At 62.1% G+C, this 15,798-nt stretch carries 8 protein-coding genes; 4 read left to right on the top strand and 4 right to left on the bottom strand.

Going from position 1 to position 15,798, the window contains the following annotated elements:
* Positions 1 to 339 precede the first annotated feature (339 nt).
* Positions 340 to 5,631, top strand: coding sequence for an AAA domain-containing protein (locus HF886_RS14770; protein WP_240955153.1), 5,292 nt, complete (start codon positions 340 to 342; stop codon positions 5,629 to 5,631).
* The gene (locus HF886_RS14775; protein ID WP_169652714.1) at positions 5,628 to 7,388 is read left to right on the top strand and encodes a helicase-related protein; all 1,761 of its coding nucleotides are present in this window, start codon (positions 5,628 to 5,630) and stop codon (positions 7,386 to 7,388) included. Before HF886_RS14770 ends, HF886_RS14775 begins: the two co-directional genes overlap by 4 nt.
* A 290-nt stretch (positions 7,389 to 7,678) precedes the next feature.
* On the opposite strand, the gene HF886_RS14780 is transcribed toward HF886_RS14775, so the two are convergent.
* Positions 7,679 to 7,825, bottom strand: coding sequence for a hypothetical protein (locus HF886_RS14780; RefSeq protein ID WP_169652715.1), 147 nt, complete (start codon positions 7,823 to 7,825; stop codon positions 7,679 to 7,681).
* A gap of 555 nt (positions 7,826 to 8,380) precedes the next feature.
* On the opposite strand from HF886_RS14780, the gene HF886_RS14785 reads away from it, so the two are divergent.
* Complete coding sequence (locus HF886_RS14785) at positions 8,381 to 8,605, top strand: hypothetical protein (RefSeq protein ID WP_169652716.1); 225 nt, start codon at positions 8,381 to 8,383, stop codon at positions 8,603 to 8,605.
* 78 nt (positions 8,606 to 8,683) lie between these two features.
* Entirely contained in the window at positions 8,684 to 9,610 is a 927-nt protein-coding gene (locus tag HF886_RS14790) for an HNH endonuclease (protein WP_346765380.1), read from the top strand.
* Positions 9,611 to 9,715: 105 nt separating this feature from the next.
* Here the strand turns inward: HF886_RS14790 and HF886_RS14800 are convergent, their stop codons facing one another.
* From HF886_RS14800 to HF886_RS14810, 3 genes are all read right to left on the bottom strand, one after another.
* Positions 9,716 to 12,586, bottom strand: coding sequence for a DUF262 domain-containing protein (locus tag HF886_RS14800; protein WP_240955154.1), 2,871 nt, complete (start codon positions 12,584 to 12,586; stop codon positions 9,716 to 9,718).
* A gap of 39 nt (positions 12,587 to 12,625) precedes the next feature.
* Positions 12,626 to 14,719 (bottom strand): UvrD-helicase domain-containing protein, encoded by a 2,094-nt coding sequence (locus tag HF886_RS14805; protein ID WP_169652717.1) that lies wholly within the window; start codon positions 14,717 to 14,719, stop codon positions 12,626 to 12,628.
* 237 nt (positions 14,720 to 14,956) lie between these two features.
* The gene (locus HF886_RS14810; protein ID WP_346765381.1) at positions 14,957 to 15,613 is read right to left on the bottom strand and encodes a GIY-YIG nuclease family protein; all 657 of its coding nucleotides are present in this window, start codon (positions 15,611 to 15,613) and stop codon (positions 14,957 to 14,959) included.
* Positions 15,614 to 15,798 lie beyond the last annotated feature (185 nt).

Raw genomic sequence — 15,798 nt, forward strand, 5'->3', positions numbered from 1 at the left:
GGAGTAAGGGGGTGGACGCGCGGCCGTGCGCTGAGCAGATGTAACAATTGCGGAGCTGGAGAGATGTACCCCGAAATGGATCGGGACGGATCGGGAGGTACGGGCGGAGAAGCACAGTGGTGGAAACCCGACAGTTCTGTCGTAGGTGCTGTTTATGGTGGTCGGCATTTCCTCCGTTCGCCTACGGAGTGACTTCATCGCGCAAATGGGGTGGTTGTGGATTCGAGGGAGAACGATCCTGAACTGAAGGATCGTGTCCAGCGACTGCTGGCGTTCTTGTCCGAGCTCGTCAAAGCACGAAGTGCTCCTGTTCGAGTCCTCGAAAGGCACCGAGGCGTGATGGCACTCGACCAGGGCAACCTGGAGGTTGCTCTCAACACGGATGCGTCCGCGGGTGATGTCGTGATCCGAGCACACCGTGTGCATCTCGAGGACCCACCTCGCCCGCCCACCGCCATCGCTTCCTCCGTTCTGGGGTCGATCGCGGACTCGAGTGCCGAACCGACGCTCCACCCCGATGCGTCGGGGACGAGTGAGTTCGAACGATGGTTGGATAAGTGGCGTGCCTGGGCCGAGCTCGATCGGCAGCGCCGGCCCGCCTGGGATCTCTATGTGTTCCTGCAGCGCGCGATGCTGGAACTCGAAGCGCAGCCGGAATCACTGGAACTCGTGGCTGCGTCGGGACTACTCGAGCTCCCGCCCGACATTGCGGGAGAACGGGTACGCACGCACCTGATCACGCAGTCAGCGCTGGTCGAGCGGGACGCAGCATCGGGTGATCTGCTGGTACGACTGGATCCGGAATCCGCGCCCAGCCTCGAAGACACGCAGTTGCTGACGGGGCTGGAGGTTTTCGATTCAACCGGTACCCGAAGCCTGCACGAATCGTTGGCTGCCCGTGTGTGCTCGCCCATCGACCCTGCCGCCAAGATTTTCCTCAAGGATTGGTCGGACCGTGCCTTGACGACCCGCGTCGACGTCGTCGACCGACCCGACGACGCCCCGTCCAAAGACCGGTTGCTGACGCCGTCTCCCGCATTGGTCCTGCGTAAAAGAGGCGCGTACGCGCTGATCGAGTACTACGACCGCATGACCGCAGCCGCTGCAGACGAGACGGCAGGAGTCCCCCTGGGCTTGGCGCAACTCGTGGAGGCGATCGAACCCGCTGATCGGGTCGCGTGGTTGGACCGGGCAGGCACGTCGACATCTTCGCTGCTTGCCGACGACCCGCTTTTTCCGCTTCCTGCCAATCAGGAACAGCGAGATATCATAGACCGCCTCGCCGGCGACAGTGGTGTAGTGGTCGAGGGCCCGCCCGGTACGGGAAAGACTCACACGATTGCAAACCTGGTGTCGGCGCTGCTGGCGCGCGGCCAGCGTGTACTGGTCACCAGCGAAAAAGCACAGGCGCTTCGTGTGCTCCGAGACAAATTGCCCGCCGAACTACAGGACCTGTGCGTTTCGGTGACCGACACAGGCCGTGGAGGATCTGCCGAGCTGAACCGAAGCGTCAGCGAAATCGCCACCCGCAAGGCACAGTTCGACGTTCGGCGAACCGCCGCTCTCATCGACCAGGTAGCGCAGCAGCGTGACGCCGCGTTGAGTCGCCGAGCCGTACTGACGGAGCGGATCCGGCAGTGTCGTGCTGCGGAAACGCTCTCGCACAACGATATCGCGGCGGGCTATGCAGGAACACCTGCGCAGATCGTGCAGAAGGTTTCGGCACAGAGCGCCAACCACGATTGGCTGCAGGGCCCGCTCCATGCGGATAGCCCACCGCTGACGCAGGAAGAGTTTCAGACACTGCTCGCGCTGACCGAACGGTCCAGACCCGGACGTGCGGAGCGCCGACGGCAGTGGTTTCCGGATCTAGGTCTGCCGACACTGTCTGACTTCGAAACTGCATGCGAAGCGATTCGAAACGGAACCGGGTCGGATGACCTTCCCTCCTCTGGACTGGTTCGGACCTTGGAAGGTGCCGCCCCAGAGGCGCTCGAACGGCTCCGTGAACAATGTGAGTACTTGCAGCAGGCTCTGAGCGATGTCGACGGGCTCGAACCTGCGTACCGGAACCTCGCAGATGCGGTGCTGTCCGGGGGGATCGACTACCTGTGGGAAAAGACCAGCCACATCCGCGAGCTGGTCACCACCGCGTACAACGCGGACATGTTCCTGGGGACAACTACTGTCGTCGACGCCCCGGTGCTCGGACGATCTGCGCTGCACGCGTACGACGCGCTCGCAAGGGCACTCGAGGGCGGTGAGGTGTGGCGAAGCGGTCTCGGACGTTTCCGCAGGAGCAACGAGCAGACCGCGGTGGAAGCACTGGGCTCAGTCGCTACCGTCGACGGCCTCGAAGCCACTACTGCACAGCGCGCCCGTGCGGTTGCGGAGCATCTTCGTGCGCTCGATGCCATCCAGTCCGTGGCGCTGATCCTCCGCGATCTGGGCATCGATATGGAGACCACCGGCTCTCGTAGCCAGATTATCGGTGCAGCCGCGCGGGCCGCGCGGGCACGCGACCTGATTGAAGTGCTCGCAGCGCGAACCAAGGAAGTCGAGCTCGCGCTGCGGCAGGTGAGCCCCGGAGTACCGCGTATCGCGAGCCTGGACCAGGCCAGATCGGTGGCGACCGCGGCGCAGGCAATTGCCGCAGCTGCTTATGCAGAGGCAAACCGTATCTGGCTGACGGACACTGCGTCTCGTATTCGAGCCGAGCTGACCCACGGGGTTCCCCCGGAAGGGCACCTCCTCGCCCGGGCCATCGAGTCCGCCGAATTCGGAAGGATCCGCACGGCGATCGATTCCTGGGAAGCCGCGGTCCGCGAATATCAGGAGGAACTCCATCTCGAATCGCTGCACACGCGCTTGACGGAAAAGGCGCCCGCGCTGGCACAGGCGATCTCCGAGAACCCTTCGTCGTCGGAGTGGTCGGTGCGCCTGACCTACATCGAGCAGGCCTGGGCGTGGCGTCGTGCACACGATTGGGTCCGGCAGAACTCCCGAGGCGTAGACGACGACAACCAGCTCCAGCACGAACTCGACGCGACCGAGAACGACATCGCCCAGTTGACCGCGCGATTGGCTGCCGAACGAGCATGGAGTGCTTGTCTCGGGCGAACGACGGCTGAGCAGGTGCAAGCACTGCAGACGTATCGCGACCACGTGTCCAGTATCGGTAAGGGGACCGGCAAGTACGCCGAGCGGTTCCGGGCGGGCGCACGTGAAGCGATGCAGGTGGCGCAACGCGCGGTTCCGGCGTGGGTCATGCCGCTCCAGCAAGTATTGTCATCCATTCCGGCCGAACAGAATTCGTTTGACGTTGTGATCGTCGACGAGGCGAGCCAGGCTGATATCAGCAGTTTGTTCCTGTTGTGGCTCGCGCCCCGGGTGATCGTCGTGGGTGACGACAAGCAGTGTGCACCCAGTGATGTGTCGTCAGGTGCTCTCGACGGTGTGTTCACCCGGCTCGACTCCTACTTGCCCGACGTGCCGAAGTACCTGCGCGACAGTTTCACACCTCGATCCAGTGTCTTCTCGCTGCTCCGCTCGAGGTTCGGAAGCGTTATCCGCCTGCGGGAACACTTCCGGTGCATGCCTGAGATCATCAACTGGTCCAGCGGTCAGTTCTACTCCGACGCACCGTTGGTGCCCGTGCGCCAGTTCGGTGCCGATCGGCTGCCGCCCCTGCGCACCACCTTCGTCGAAGGTGGAGTGGTCACCGGGCGGAATGCGACCCTCTCCAATCGAATCGAAGCTCGCGCTATTGCCGACGCGATCAAACGGTGTCTGTCGGACGAAGCGTACGACGGCAAGACGTTCGGTGTCGTGGTGCTTCAGGGACAAGCGCAGGTCGACATCATCACGAACGAATTGCTCGACCGGCTGACACCGGAGCAATGGGAACAGCGTCGATTGCGAGTAGGTACGCCACCGGATTTTCAGGGGGACGAACGTCACGTCGTCTTCTTGTCGATGGTCGTGGCGCCCGAACAGAACATCGCCGCGATGACGAAGACCGAGTACCAGCGCCGCTTCAACGTTGCTGCGTCGCGTGCCCAGGATCAGATGTGGCTGTTCCACTCACGGAGCCTGGAATCGCTGCGCTCAACCGACCTGCGGCATTCGCTGCTCACCTACATGCAATCGACTTCTCCTGCGCCGGCAGAACCGATGCCCGAAGGCGTGAAACGCGACGAACGCCATCAAGCGTTCGACAGTCTCTTCGAACAGCGCGTGTTCCTCGACATCGTGGCGCGTGGTTATCACGTGAATTCGCAGGTCGCGGTGAACGGTCGACGGATCGATCTCGTAGTCACGGGCGCGGACGGAAAATTGGCGGTCGAGTGCGACGGCGACCACTGGCACACGAGTCCCGAACAGCAGCGTGCGGACCTCGAGCGGGAACGAGAACTGCAACGCTGCGGATGGCAGTTCTGGCGTATCCGCGAGTCGGAGTACTACCTCGATCCGGTGGGATCGATGATGGGTCTCTGGGAGGAGCTCGACAGGCGCGGCATCAGGCCGCACGTTGTCGGTGTGAACGACGTCGTAAAGTCCCTGCAGGAGAGCTGGACTCCGGTAGAGCTCGTGGAGGATGACTCGCCGGTCGATGACGTAGTGGATGTGGCGGAGCAGCCGGTCATTCGTCCGGTGCCCACCGTCGTCGAGCATGCTTCGGTTCCTGTTATCGAACACTCGGAGGAACGTGCAGAGCCGCCCGCCTGCACGGGTGAGGTCGAACATCTTCCGCTGGAGGAAACCGCGACGCCGACACTCGTGTCACCCGCCCAGACACCGGTACCGGTGGTCGACCCGGCCGTCGAGAGCGGACCGGTGCGCACACTACGAGCCGCCATCCTCGAAGAACTGGAGCGCGAACCCCTCCCCGTACGTGCGCTTGCGCAGCGTCTCGGCGAAGACTGGCGGAGCGTCCAGACAGAGGTTGATCGCCTTCAGCACGACGGACGCGTCGAGGAAGTCAACGAGTTCGGGAAGCTGACCCACTATCACCTGATCGGTGGTCTCTCCCCGGTTGAAGACCTTGAGCTGTCGCACGGCGTCGAGAACGTGACACCGTCCGATCCAGGCGTAGCAGTTCCCGAACCCTCTGCCACACCGACATTCGTACGTGGCTGGGAAGTAATGCCCGCGGCGGCTACCTCGATACTTCCTCCGAGCCTCGGCTCGCGCATCTTGGAACGCCTCGCCGCCGATCCGGTTTCGCTGGCAGACCTCGAATACCGGTTGAACGAACCGAGAGACCGGATCGAAGCGATCATGGGGGAGCTGATTGCCCAGGGTCGCGCGAAGTGGATGCCCGAACGTGGCCCGCGTGTATACGGATTGGCAGACGAGGTGTCGCCTCTCATCGACGCCGCTCCCCCTGTGCACCCCGCGGCCCAGGAGGCAGTCACCCTTGCGGATCTGCCGCCGGCACACCTCGATTCTGTCGCCGACGTGTTGGTTACGGCTGCCGGATTCGCTGCTTTGTCGTTGGAACGGGCACGGAAGCTGACCCGACTCGACGATGAGCGCCTTCTCGTCGTTCTCGAAGATCTGGAAGCAGAGGGCCGGTTGCGCAAGAACTCCGCCGGTGCAGGAGTCACGTGGACCGAGGCGGGCCGATGACGACGGTTACCCCCGCCGGGACGCCTCTTCGTGCCTGGCAGCGCGAAGCCTTCGATGCCTGGGTGGCGGCCGACCGAAGTGCCGTGGTGGAAGCCGTCACGGGCTCCGGAAAGACAACGCTCGGTATCGCGGCGGCCGCGGACGCAGTCGCGCGCGGCCTGGACGTCTTGATCGTCGTGCCCGGGATCGAACTGCTGGACCAATGGCATCGATCAATTCGGCGCGTTCTCCCGGATATCCCCGTCGGTCGACGTGGCGGTGGGTACGCGGACAGTTTCGATGGCAAGCGGATTCTCGTCAGCACGGTGCAGTCGGCGATCAGTAGATCGGCGCCGCGTCCGGTCGCGCCGACGCTGCTGGTCGCCGACGAAGTGCACCGATACGGCGCGCTGACGTTTTCGCGACTGCTCACCGACGACTTCACGGAACGGATCGGTCTCACCGCCACGTTCGAGCGGTCCGACGACGGCGTCGAACGGCATTTGATGCCCTACTTCCGCACGGTCATCAACGGTTGTGATTACGAGCGTGGTCATGCCGACGGCATCCTCGCGCCCGTGCGAGTCATGCTTGTCGCGGTGCCGTTCGACGAGTTCGAGGCGGCCGAATACCAGGAATACGACGAGCTGGCACGCAAGCTCCGGGGTGATCTCACTGAGAAGTTCGGATGCGCGGGGGAGCCCTTCGGTGAGTTCATGCGCGACGTTCAGCTGCTCAGTGGAGGGGAGAGCGCCGAGGGTTCGACATGGGCCGCCCGGAAGTATCTTTATGCGTTCTCGAAGCGTCGCTCGCTGCTCGCCGAGTGCCGCGGAAAGCTCGAGGCTCTGAGGGGCCTCGGTACCGTGCTCAAGGAGACCGGGCAGGCACTCACCTTCTCGGAGACGAAGGATTCGTCGCGTGCCGCCGCTGAGGTGCTTCTCGAAGAGGGTGTGCTCGCCGCACCGTTCACGAGCGACCTGAAACGTGCGGACCGAGCGCGGCTCCTCACCGAGTTCAAGAACGGTACGGTAACCACGCTCGTCGCTCCGAAGGTTCTCGACGAAGGTGTCGATGTTCCCGAGGCGGACGTCGGAATCATTCTGGCGAGCAGTAAGAGTCGCCGACAGATGATTCAGCGTATGGGGCGAGTCATCCGGCCGAAATCCGATGGCCGACCGGCTTCTTTCCTGGTGATGTTCGCGGAGAACAGTTCTGAAGATCCCAGGAACGGGGCTCACGGAACCTTCCTGGAACAACTCACGGGAATTGCCTCCGAAGTGGTGACGGTCGGTCCTGGCGATGCACCTGCGCTGCTTCGTGAATGGATGCAAGCCGCTCCCCAGGGCCCGGACACTCTGTTGCCACTCGCTGAGCCTCCACGTCCCTCGGAGTCGCGAGTTGATTCGCCAACGGCCGAAGAAGTCGTCGCAATCGCGCAGCGGTTGGTTGACGATGACGCGCCCGAAGACGTAGTCACTGGTAGCGAACACGCCGAGATCGGTCGTGTCCTGCTCGAGGTGGGTGAACGGGGAACTGTCGATGATTTCGACACGGTTTTGGCATGCTTGTCGATCCTCGAACCTCGGCAGGTCTCCGTGCTCGTCATGCGTTTCGGCCTCGGTGGTGAGCGACCGAAGCGCCAGGCGGAGGTCGGAGCACGGCTCGGTGTCTCTTCGAGTCAGGTGAGTCGAATAGAGAGGACGGCCATCGAGTACCTGGGAGACACCGTCGCGGGTGAGCTGCTGTCGGACGTGATGGTGCGGATGGAGGCCGTGTAATGGCGCAGTGGTTCGAAGGGTTCGACGGCCAGGTCGTCCTCGAGGACGATTACGTCTGGATCGTGCGTGAGGGAATCCCCAGCGGTTGTTTCTCAGAGCCGACAGCGCGGCCGATCCGCGCGCTGCGCGGCGACGTCGTCGGCACCGACTTCAAGTCTGCGACCGAATCCAGTTTCGGCTCGTTACGGATCAATGTCTCAGCGGGAGCCGCTGCCACTGACTCAGTTGTACACAACGACGTCGTGCGCTTCTCGGCGGGAAGTAACGACCGATTCTCCGCGCTCAACTTGCTATTGGGCGGGAATCCCGAAGTGGTAACAGAGCCGATGAGCATCGGTGATCAGCTCCGTGCCGCGCTCGACGCGTTCGAAGGAATCGCCAGTCAAGCCGAGCTGGCCGACTCGCTCGGTGAAGTCCCTGACGTTGTGCAAACCCATGACGGCGTCATATGGAACTCGGTCGGGTCGCTGTGGATGGCTGCAGGCGGGACCGAGGGTGCGGCCGCTGCTGTACAACTGGAGCGGATCCGAACTCTGAACGATCTGACTCGACGATTGCCGGCGAACTCCGGGATAAAGGTGTTGCAGAAAGCCGTGAAGGGAACACCCCTTCACCACCTCGGCGCCCAGCGTCTCGGCACGCTGTGGGAAGCCGTCATGTCGGAGGCATTGCCTGACCCTGTGCAGTCTTCCGGTCCCTCGGGTCTCCGCGCGAATTCGAAGCCGGCACCGGCAGCTTCTCGACGCGCCGCGACCAAGCACACGGCCCGTCCGCGAACGCAAGTGTGGAACAAGGAGGACAGTGTCGAGACGCGCGATGGTTCACCTCGTCCGAGTGGGGCGCGTGTTTCGAGTCCGACGGACGCCTCGAACGCTCCGACCACCCTGTCCCGTGTCGCCGAGTCGGGGCCGGCCCGGGCTCGATCTACACGAGTCATCAGTGCGCTCAGTGGCAAGAGGATTCGCGTCTACCTCGACTGTGATGGTCACCGAGTGAAGGCGTTGTTCGATCCCGATAGCAAGAAGATGGATGTGACGGTCGCGCCGGTTCGCGCTCTCTTGGGTGCGACATACCCGGACCCCGACGCCGCCGCGGCGGCCGTGGTGTCGGCGTTCAGGCTCGGTGATGAAGGTCCGTTCGACGGGTGGGAACTGTGGAAAGTGGACGACACCTCGATGCGGACGCTGCGGGAGTCCGTGAGCAAGTCGTTCGAGTAGGTAATGGTTCAATAGGGACCGATCGACCATCCCATGATGATGGCGTCGGTGTGGTCTCGGGCGGCATCAGGAGGATCTGTGAGTGACAGTTTGTGGCGCGGTGACGGGTTCGACCTCCGGCTTCGTCGTGAGGCAATGGCCTGGTTGACCGTGCGAACAAACGACGGACTCGATCCGATCAGTCGCCAGGACTTACTCGACTTCACGATCGATGGGAAGATGTTCCGGCTGATGGACCCGACGCGCGGGATTCGGAAACCCAAGGAGCTTTCTTCTGCTTTGTCCATCAGCACGACGTACCGCGCGCCCGGTGCGAAGCGTCCGTACGAGGATCAGGTCGGCTCGGATGGGCTTCTCCGCTACAAATGGTCGACGACCGACCCAAACAACATGGACAACAGGGGATTACGCGCTGCCATGAATGAGGGCGTTCCGCTGATCTGGTTCTACGGCGTGGGGCCGAGTTTGTTCCAGCCCATCTATCCGGTGTTCATCGTCGGGGAAGAACCTGGCGAACATCAGTTCGTCATCGCCACAGAAGTCGCTCGCGATCTCCACCGTCCCGATTCGCAAGCCGAGGCGCAGCTTCGGCGTTACGTAGTGGCCGAGACGAAACGTCGGCTCCATCAGCCTGTCTTTCGTGCCACTGTCATGCGTGCATATGAAACGCGATGCGCGGTCTGCGCTCTCGGACATAGCGAGCTGCTCGATGCTGCGCATATCGTGCCCGACTCGCACGACGCGGGTATTGCGTCGGTGACCAACGGGCTTGCTCTGTGCAAGATCCACCACGCCGCATACGACGTGAACATCCTTGGCATTACGCCGGATTTGGTCGTAGAGATCCGGAAAGATCTTCTCGACGAGATCGACGGTCCGATGCTCGAGCACGGTCTCAAGGAGCGGCACGGCCAGAAGCTCATGGTGGTTCCGCCGGCTCGCAATGAACGCCCTGATCCAGAACTCCTGGCGACAAGTTACAAGCGTTTTCTCAGCGCCGGGTAAGAAAAGGCGCTGGACGCGGTGGACGCGCTTCGCCGCCTCGATAGCTCGAGTGACGTCTGACGAGTGAAAGGGTGTGCGAGGGCTGGTCCCTCGCACACCCCTAGCTCATCGCTTGTCTGCCGAAGGGGCAGATCGGTCGAGGTCGGTGACGCCGAAGAACTCTGTCACTCGGTTCAGGGTGTGCTCGTCGCGGAGCCTGCAGGCAGAATTCTGGTTCGCGAACAAACCGGCCTCGCGCAGTGCAGACTCGCGGTCGACAGTCCGTTCCCAAACGACGGGAACGATCCACTCCTGGTAGTCCTCGTCAGGGTCCGGGTTGTCGATCTCGTGCGTGTACGGACCGACCAGGTCGAGACTGCGGAAACTGACCTGCTTGCCGTCGACCTCGAGTGTCGCTCGGTCCGCCGGAGCGGCGGAGCCGGCGACTGTTCCGGCACCGACGTAGCCGACCTTCGGGACGTAGACGAAAACGCGATCTCCGACCTGAAGGTTCTTGAGGGTGTCGGAATACCAACGGCCTCCGCCGGCTGACACGAACCCGTACTTGCGCGCGTCGTCCCAGTTTCGGGAATCGTTGACTTCGCCCAGGCAGACGTACCAGTCCTGCCCGTTCCACTCGGGCTTTTCCGAGGTCGGCGTCAGGTTCGTGTTTTCCGTCGTGGCCGGCTTTTGCGACGTACGGGTCGAGGGAGATGCCTTCGAGGCGGATTTGTTGGCCGTGTATCCGAACTGTGTGAGTCGATGCCGGGCGACATCGAGCTCCGTGTCGGTGAACAGTGTTTCGAAAGTGGGCTCGATGACGAGCGCCTCCACTGTGAGGTCGATGCGTCCTCGTTCCCACAGCTCGGAGAAGCCGTCCGAGATGGTCCTCGAGGCAAGGAGCTTCTTTGCTGTACCCAGAGGACCGATGTTCGCGACCATGCTTATGAAGTGGGTGGCGTTGTAGCCGGCTTCGCGTCGAGCACGGTCATAGAGCTCGCGGATGCGGGAACCGAACTCCGACTCGAGTTCGCTCGTTTTGTCGCCAGCTTCCTCGAGCAACTCTTCCGGTTCGGTCGACTCCGGGACGCCGGCAGCGGCCTCGTTGAGGTTGTTGACGAAACCGAGCAAAGCGTCCACGGATGTGAACACCTTGTAGCCGAGTTCCTCGAGACGTGGCAGGTCGGCTTCATCGGGATCGAGTTCGAGGATGACAGGATCGCCGACGCCGTGCTGCAGGCCGTCGGGCCAAAACGCTTCTGCCATGGACAGGAAGCGCCCGTTCGCGGGATCGGTGATCTCGGTGTCGACCTCCGGTTCCGCGAATCCGAGGTCGCGAAGCTCCGCGATCATTGCCTGAATCTGCAGAGTTCTCGGGTCATCGGGCTCTGTTTCCGTGACGGCGAGCGGCTGCAGCGACTCCTCTGCGCTTTGAGAACCGGACCGGAGCTCTTCCAAGAATGATTGGGCTGCCTCTGCGAGAAGTTCACGCCGTGCTGCGAGGAAGTCCGGGTAGCGGTCGACGGTCCACAGTGCCGGATCGGTCGGAATCCACTGAGACGCGAGTACACCGGGATTCTTTGCTTCGACTTCCGCAAAGTACTTCTCCGGCGCACTCTTGCCAATCTCCAGGTTGGTGGCTTGGGTGAGGAAGCAGAAGTTCGCGATCGCATTGATCTCGTTGCGGTCGTATCGATCGCGCAGCAGGGCCTTCGGGAAGATGTGGTGGACCTGCAGACTGGTGAGTTTTCCGAGCAGCTCTGCACGCAGTTCCAGCCCGCTGCCGAAGTCCCGGGCGCCCTTCACACGGGTGAGGAGGTAGAGCAAGGGGTAGAAGCGGGAGCCTCGCGTGGATCCGTCGAAGTCGTGCGGAAGCAGTTCGAGGTTTCCGCCGCGGACACGTTCGAGCGTGGCAATCAAACCGTCGACTCCGGAGTCTCGCACGGTGTCGTAGTCCTGTTGAAGGTAGCTCTCCGTCGACCCGCTGAAGCGACCCCAGAGCGCCGAGTGGACATACCAGTACAGGACTTTGTCGCGCTGAGCGGCGTCCGTGAACTTACCGCCGTTCAGTTCGAGCAGACGCGACACCACCGGGATCGCGTAGCGCCCCATCAGTACCCTGTCGTGGTCGAGACCGAGTCGTCCGGAAACTGCGTCGAGGAAGGTGCCGATGTGGGCGACCGACGATGTGAGCGCGCGCTCGAACTCGTCGGCTTGCACGCTGCTCAGTGCGGTAAACAGTGCACGCCCCCTCGCAACCGCGGTTGCGTTGCGCAGCAGCCAGTCCAAAGTGAAATCGAAGCCGGCCTTCTTCCACACCGCGAGGCTGTCGCGCATCACCTGACGGGCGGGTGGCCACTGTGCGCACAACGACGCGAGCGCAAGGTCGCCCTTCGAGAGTTTGGTGCCACCGGAGTTCACTCGGTTGAAGATGTCGACCACCTCATCGACGGACTTGTCCAAACCGGTGATCTTCTCGACGTTGAACTCACGCTGCATAATCTGCGACAACGTGTTCAGGCGGTCGAGGTAGGTACTGGCCTTCTCGGCGTGGTTGGTAAAGGCGGTGAAGAAGGGCTTCAGACCCTCGCGGAACAATTGAGTGACACTCACCCAACACGGGTCCTCTGCCATGACCATCGGGCGATAGAACTCGAAGACTTCCGACTCGACGTTGAAGTACAAACCCGTGAACGCAGAGGGATCGCCTTCGAAGAATGGGGGAGGGGTGCCACGCACCACGCCGTACAGAGAGGTGACGCGCTGTTGCCCGTCGAGCAGAAGCTGCCGAACACCACCACTGGTGACCTCGCCACGTACAGCGATCTCATTGGTCGCGGTCTCCCACATCAACAAGCCGCCCACGGGATAACTCCGGTAGAGCGAGCGCATCAGGCCTCGGACCTGATCCCGATTCCAGACGTAGCCGCGTTGAAACTCGGGGAGAAGAACGGTGCCCGAGTCGATCTCGTCGAGCAGGGTGGACAATTTGGGCATTCGAAACCTCTCGGGAAAACAGAACTGTAGAGCGGGAAGTCAGATAAGCGGGGTGAGGAACGGGCTGGGTTCGCCATGCCAAGTCACCGACAGTTGCTCTCGCGCACGAGTACATGCGACGAACAGGAGAGAGCGTTCGCGTTGTACGTCGCGCTCGTGGCTGTGTTCGTCCTCGCTCACCGGGGTAACGGCATATGGAGCGGGAATCTGTTTACTGGTAGCGGCACCGACAGCCAGGCAACGAAACTCGAGACCTTTCATGCGGTGCATCGTTCCGATCGAGACACCGTCGTTGCCGTTGCGCGAGTCGGACAAGTCGGAATTCGGGATGCCCTGTTTCGTGAGAACACCCGCAAGGGACTCCCCGATTTTTTTGGACCGTACAGCGATCCCGATCTCCGACGGCGCGATTCCGCTTTCGATCCACTCCTGCACTTTGTCGGCAATGAAAGCGAACTCGACATCTCGCGTTCCGAAGCCTCGAACGGCGGGGTGATCGCCGTGAATGTCCGAGCGACAGCCGGCAATCGAGTCGAACTGGTCGTTCATGTCGTCGATGCGACATCCCTGTATCAGGCCGAGACTCCACCGCAGAATCTCTGCAGTGGTGCGGTAGTTGATAGACAGACGGTTGGATCTTCCCGTTACCTTGATGCCGAGCTCGCGCAGACTGACATGGTTGTTGTAGATGCGCTGATGGGTGTCACCGGCGAGGAACAGGTCGTCTGACGCTTCCGGCACGGCAGCACGCAGGAACCGCCACTGATCGGGGCTCAGGTCCTGAGCTTCGTCGACAACAATGTGGCGGTAGGGCTTGTAGTCGCGTTGTTCGAGAATCTTCGTCGCTTCTCGACGCACGGTTTCGTGCGTGTGCAGCGCACGTGTCTTCAGTGCTTCTTCGAATTCCCAGACTGCTTGCCACACCTGTGCTTTCTGAGTGGCACCGAGTCGCCGCCCTCTACCTGTTCGCTTGGCAGCGAGGTACTCAGTTGCAGAACTGACACGTTGCGCGAGCACCACCTGGCGCCACTCTTCGCCGAGAAACGCTTCGGTGAAATCGATGTCCAGGTCGTCGATGATGCTTCGCCAGAGCTTCTTCTCGTCCGCGGAACTGACCATGTGGGGGCTACCGTGCACATCGCGGAAAACACGATGAGCGAGACGGTCGACGTGCTGGACGTCGATGCGGGACGTGACGTCGGAACCCTCAGCGAGCAGTTCGATGCCTTCTCCGAGTGAATCGGACAAGGTCGAGGTGAAGGTTGTCACGAGGACTTGTCCTTCGCCCCGTTCAGCCAATCGGCGTGCACGATGCAGCGCGACGACGGTCTTACCGGTTCCCGGCCCGCCCGTTACACGCGCCGGTCCCCGATAGGTTGCATCCACCGCGGCCCGTTGCGCGGGGTGGAGATAGATCCGCCATAAAGCGAAGGGGTGGGCGAAGACCGCCATCATCTCCGCAGGACCGTCGACGAGAAGCACGCGGTCGGAGCTGCGTTTGATTGCGGCGTCGAGGTCGTCGGTGTCCACGGGTCCGTCGAGGATTTCGGCTCCGAGATCTGACCACACCTCGTCGGGAGTCATGCCGGCAGCGAGGCCGTAGAGGACCTGCCACTGGATAGTGGGGAAGTAGGGTTGGGCTGCGTCGAGCTGGGAGTCCTCAGCCAGCAGCCGCGCGAAGCGTATTGCCTTCTCGTCCAGTCCGAGCCGGGCAAGTTCGTTGTCCTTGACGTGCTCGAACAAATAGCTGGCAGAGACATTCTCGGATTCGTGATCGAGATGAGCCAGCTGCTCGTCAAGTGCGGCGTCATCGCGGACTTCGATGCCGCCGGTCGCTTGGTTGACGGAGACGTCGCGACGCTCCGCCCACACATACGCATCGTCGTGGGGTAGAACTTTCAGGAGAGTGTAGGTGTCCCCGTTCTTGGGGGCCAGCACGATGCCACGCCAGAACTGCGTGATGCGGATCGACCGGAAAAGGGGATTGCGTGCGTTCTTGATCTTCTCGAGATGGAGACCCGAGTGTGTGGCGGAGTCGAACTTCTCGAACACCTCTGTGACTCGAGCTTGGACTGTCGACTCGAGCTTCGTGAAGTCGAGGAGGAAGCCCTTGTCGATCGCAAGTGTTGCCAATATGCCAGCCCTCGTTCCCCGCTCCGCTGATTACCTGTTCATCGTGTTGTCGTTCCGACGAACCGAGACATTACGGATATGGGACGACAGGATCGCACTACACCCTGAACACGAATGACGGGTCGGGCTGTCGGGGTGGGTGCGAAGCGACCGGTAGCCCGGGGAGACTAGGAATCGCGTGGTCTTGTCTCGGCACCGGGCCGACCGTCATAGCCCCTCAACCTTTGGCGCGTCCGGCTATGGGTACCGCCCACCGACGCCCGGATTTGCCAGTACGGGGAGCGCCCGAGCACGCGTACGCGCATCGCTTCGGATCACACTCATTCGCGCCGCAAAACGGCAGTTAGCGTTACCGGAAATATTGAGCGGCAACACCAACTTCCCGAACAGCCGTGACTCGAGCTCCCAGGGCGCATCGTCCGCAATCCAGGACACACGAGCATGCTCGTGCATCCACCGAGACAGTTCCCGCTCGCCTTCGCCGAAGTGCATCCGAGTGCCGGAACCGAATCGTCGGAGTTCGAACCCGAGCGTAGGCGCCAAGAGGCACCCGAGGCTCAGACGTAGCGTCGAACCTTCCGCGTTGCCGGCATAGTGCGTCGTGATCCTGGAGCGAAGTGTTTGGCTGCTGACGAGAGTTCCGGTCTTCGGCGGAGCTTTAGGGCTGATGCCCACATACAGAAGTGTCAGGCCGTCACGCTGGATACAGCCGGAAGCCTCCACTTCGCCTGGTAGCTCATCGAACCACCATGCATATACCCCGCCCTCCTTCGGAACCGGAGTGCCGCGCCCGACCGCTACGTCGCGGCGCACCGGTCCGTTTGACAAGATCCCTTGGACATCGACGTCCACTTCATAGATATCAGAAGCGCGTTGGTCAAGCTGTTGCGTCACGGCGATGAACATAACAACGGCTTACGAAAGGATCGAGCACCTACGCCTCGACCTCGTCACACGCGGTGATGCTATGGGCCGGGCTGAGACCTCGACCTCGCGCTAGTGAGCGCGCACGGGACACGTCGAAAGGTGCTTGTGACCAGAGTATTAGCGATCAGCACCGCGATTATCGCCTCAGAGCG

It is taken from the genome of Rhodococcus sp. 105337 (genome assembly GCF_012844225.1).
In the GTDB taxonomy this organism is placed as follows: domain Bacteria; phylum Actinomycetota; class Actinomycetes; order Mycobacteriales; family Mycobacteriaceae; genus Rhodococcus.